Genomic DNA, 3,245 nt, shown 5'->3' with positions numbered 1-3,245 from the left:
GACCTCGCCGACCGCTACAACGCCATGGTCATGGTCGACGACTCGCACGCCGTCGGCTTCGTCGGCCCCACCGGCCGCGGCACCCCCGAGCTGCACGGCGTGATGGACCGCGTCGACATCATCACCGGCACCCTCGGCAAGGCCCTCGGCGGCGCCTCCGGCGGCTACGTCGCCGCCCGCCGCGAGATCGTCGCCCTGCTGCGCCAGCGCTCCCGCCCGTACCTGTTCTCCAACTCGCTCGCCCCGGTGATCGCCGCCGCCTCGCTCACCGTGCTCGACCTGCTGGAGACCAGCGGCGACCTGCGGGCCAAGCTGGCCGCCAACACCGCGCTGTTCCGCACGAAGATGACCGAGGCCGGATTCGAGATCCTGCCCGGCGAGCACGCGATCGCCCCGGTCATGATCGGCGACGCCGCCAAGGCCGGACGCCTCGCCGAGCTGCTGCTGGAGCGCGGCGTCTACGTGATCGGCTTCTCCTACCCGGTGGTGCCGCACGGCGCCGCCCGGATCCGGGTCCAGCTGTCCGCCGCGCACAGCACCGAGGACGTCGAGCGCGCCGTCGCCGCGTTCATCGACGCCCGGGCCGCGCTCGGCGAGTAGGACCCCAGGCCAGGCGCGGAGCAACCCTCAGTCCGCGCCGTCCCCCGGACGGGCCGCCACCCTCCCATCCCCCGGCGGCCCGCCGAGGCGCGGGGAGCCACCCCCCGGCTCCCCGCGCCACCTCCGCGCACCCGTTCGGAGCACCCCCGCGGCGCTGGCAGAATTGACCCGTGATCGACGCACGACGGCTGCGGACCCTGCGGGCCGTGGCCGACCACCGGACCGTGACCGCCGCGGCGGCCGCGCTCTACCTCACCCCCTCCGCCGTCTCCCAGCAGCTCGCCGCCCTCGAACAGGAGACCGGCCACACCCTGCTGGTCCGGGACGGCCGGGGCGTCCGCCTCACCGCCGCCGGCGAGATCCTGCTCGGCCACGCCGACGCCGTCCTCGCCCAACTGGAACGCGCCGAGGCCGACCTGGCCGCCTACAGCTCCGGCGCCGCCGGCGAAGTCACCGTCGCCGCGTTCGCCACCGGCATCGCCATGGTCCTCGCCCCCGCCATCGCCGCCCTCGCCGGCACCGACCCCGGCCTGCGGGTCAAGGCGCTCGACGCCGAGGGCGACGCCAGCCTGCCGATGCTGCTCGACGGCCGCGCCGACATCGCCGTCGCCGTCGAGTACCGCGGCGCGCCCCGGCCCGACGACCGGCGACTCACCCGGCTCGCGCTGTACGCCGAGCCCTTCGACGCCGTCCTCCCGCTCGGCCACCCGCTGGCTGCCGGCACCGGCCCCGTCGCGGTCGCCGAACTCGCCGCCGAACCGTGGATCGGCCCCTACCCCGGCAACCCCTGCCACGACGTGGTCCTGCTGGCCTGCGAGAACGCCGGCTTCCAGCCCCGCCTGGTGCACTCCTCCGACGACTTCAGCGCCGTCACCGCGCTCGCCTCGGCCGGCGCGGGCGTCGCCCTCGTCCCGCGATCCGCGCTGCGCGGCACCGACCTCGGCCGGGTCGCCGTCCGCCCCGTCGACAGCGCCCTCGCCACCCGCAAGGTGTTCGCGGCGACCCGGGCCGGCGCCGAACTCCACCCGCTGATCCGGCCCGTGCTGCACGCCCTCGCCGACGCCGCCGCCCACCTCGACCGGCCCGCCGTCCAACGGGCCTGACGGACCGCCACCGGAAAATCGTTCGACGGCCGCCGCCGCGCCCACTACCGTCGGTGCCCGAACGAACGATACCGGGAGGGGGCGCCACGATGGAGCGGCAGGAGCAGGACCGACAGCGGGATCCGCGCGCTCTCGCCTGGGCGCCCGAGCAGCGCGTCGAACGGCGGGCCGCCCTGGTGGCGCGGATACGCGCGGCCAACGCGGAGACGCTGGAGAGGCTGGCCGACCTGTGAGCCCCGGGCAGCCGACCGACTACCTCGACGAGGACGACATCGGCCACCTGCTGGGCGAGGTCGCCACCGTCCGCGAGCACTCCCTGCTGCAGTCCGCGCTGGGCCGCCCCCGGGCCTCGGTGCTCGGCGCCGACGCCTACCCGGACGTGTGGACCAAGGCGGTCGCCCTCGGCGAATCCCTCTCCCGCAACCACCCCATGACGGACCGGAACAAGCGCACCGCCTTCGAGTCGATGCTGCTGTTCCTCGACTACAACCACCAGCCCTACACCGACCCGCACCCCGACGCCGCCGTCGACTTCGTGCTGCGCCTCGCCCAGGGCGGCTACGCGGGCCGACCGGCGGACGCGGTCGCCGACTTCCGCCGCATGCTGTCCCACTGACCGCCCGATCGGGCCCGGCGCTCCGCACCGCCGGGTCCGGCCACTCCTGTCCGGACTGCTCAACACGGGTCTGGCATATGCTGCCGGTTGGTCCGCCGACCGTCACCGACCCCGCAGGAGTGCCCAGATGAGCGATCACGAGACCGACCGCACCGCCCTTCCGATCGGCGTCGTCGGGCTCGGCGACATCGCGCAGAAGGCGTACCTGCCGGTCCTCACCGCCCAACCAGGCCTGGACCTGCGGCTGATGACCCGGGACGCGGCCAAGCTGGACCGGATCGGCGACGCCCACCGGATCCCGTTCCGGACCACCGACCTGGACGAACTGATCGACTCCGGCATCCGGGCCGCGTTCGTGCACGCCGCCACCGACCAGCACGTCCCGATCGTCGAGAAGCTGCTCACCCGCGGCGTCGACGTGTACGTGGACAAGCCCCTCGCCTACGACCTGGACGGCGCCCGCCACCTGGTCGACCTGGCCCGGACCACCGGCCGCTCGCTGATGGTCGGCTTCAACCGGCGCCACGCCCCCGGCTACCTGCTGGCCGCCGAACGCCCGCGCGACCTGATCGTCCTCCAGAAGCACCGCGAAGGGCTGCCCGAGCAGGCCCGCACCCTGGTCTACGACGACTTCATCCACGTGGTGGACACCCTGCGATTCCTCGCCCCCGGCGAGATCGAGCACGTCGACGTCCGCTCCCGCACCCGCGACGGACTGGTCGAGCACGTCGTGCTCACGCTGGCCGGCCAGGGCTTCACCGCGCTCGGCCTGATGAACCGGGTGTCCGGCTCCACCGAGGAGATCCTCGAAGTGTCCGGCGCCGACTCCAAGCGCGAGGTCCACAACCTCGCCGAGGTGATCGACCACAAGGGCCAGCCCACCGTCCGCCGCCGCGGCGACTGGGTGCCGGTCGCCCGCCAGCGCG

The 3,245-nt window shown here is 74.5% G+C and carries 5 protein-coding genes; all 5 read left to right on the top strand.

Annotated elements, in window-relative coordinates; translation table 11 throughout:
- The coding region (locus IEZ12_RS38690) for an aminotransferase class I/II-fold pyridoxal phosphate-dependent enzyme (protein WP_229847677.1) at positions 1-600 on the top strand (600 nt) is incomplete at its 5' end.
- 170 nt (positions 601-770) lie between these two features.
- Positions 771-1,703, top strand: coding sequence for a LysR family transcriptional regulator (locus IEZ12_RS18990; protein ID WP_189273053.1), 933 nt, complete (start codon positions 771-773; stop codon positions 1,701-1,703).
- Positions 1,704-1,792: 89 nt separating this feature from the next.
- A complete protein-coding gene (locus IEZ12_RS18985) occupies positions 1,793-1,936 on the top strand; it encodes a hypothetical protein (protein ID WP_189273052.1) in 144 nt (47 codons plus the stop codon).
- Positions 1,933-2,319, top strand: a complete 387-nt coding sequence (locus tag IEZ12_RS18980; RefSeq protein WP_229847676.1) for a type II toxin-antitoxin system death-on-curing family toxin — start codon at positions 1,933-1,935, stop codon at positions 2,317-2,319. Before IEZ12_RS18985 ends, IEZ12_RS18980 begins: the two co-directional genes overlap by 4 nt.
- 127 nt (positions 2,320-2,446) lie before the next feature.
- A partial coding sequence (locus tag IEZ12_RS18975; protein WP_229847675.1) for a Gfo/Idh/MocA family protein occupies positions 2,447-3,245 on the top strand: 799 nt, incomplete at its 3' end.

The sequence above is a fragment of the Kitasatospora griseola genome (assembly GCF_014648555.1).
GTDB classification, from domain to species: domain Bacteria; phylum Actinomycetota; class Actinomycetes; order Streptomycetales; family Streptomycetaceae; genus Kitasatospora; species Kitasatospora griseola.
This window is presented reverse-complemented; position numbering and strand designations above follow the sequence as displayed.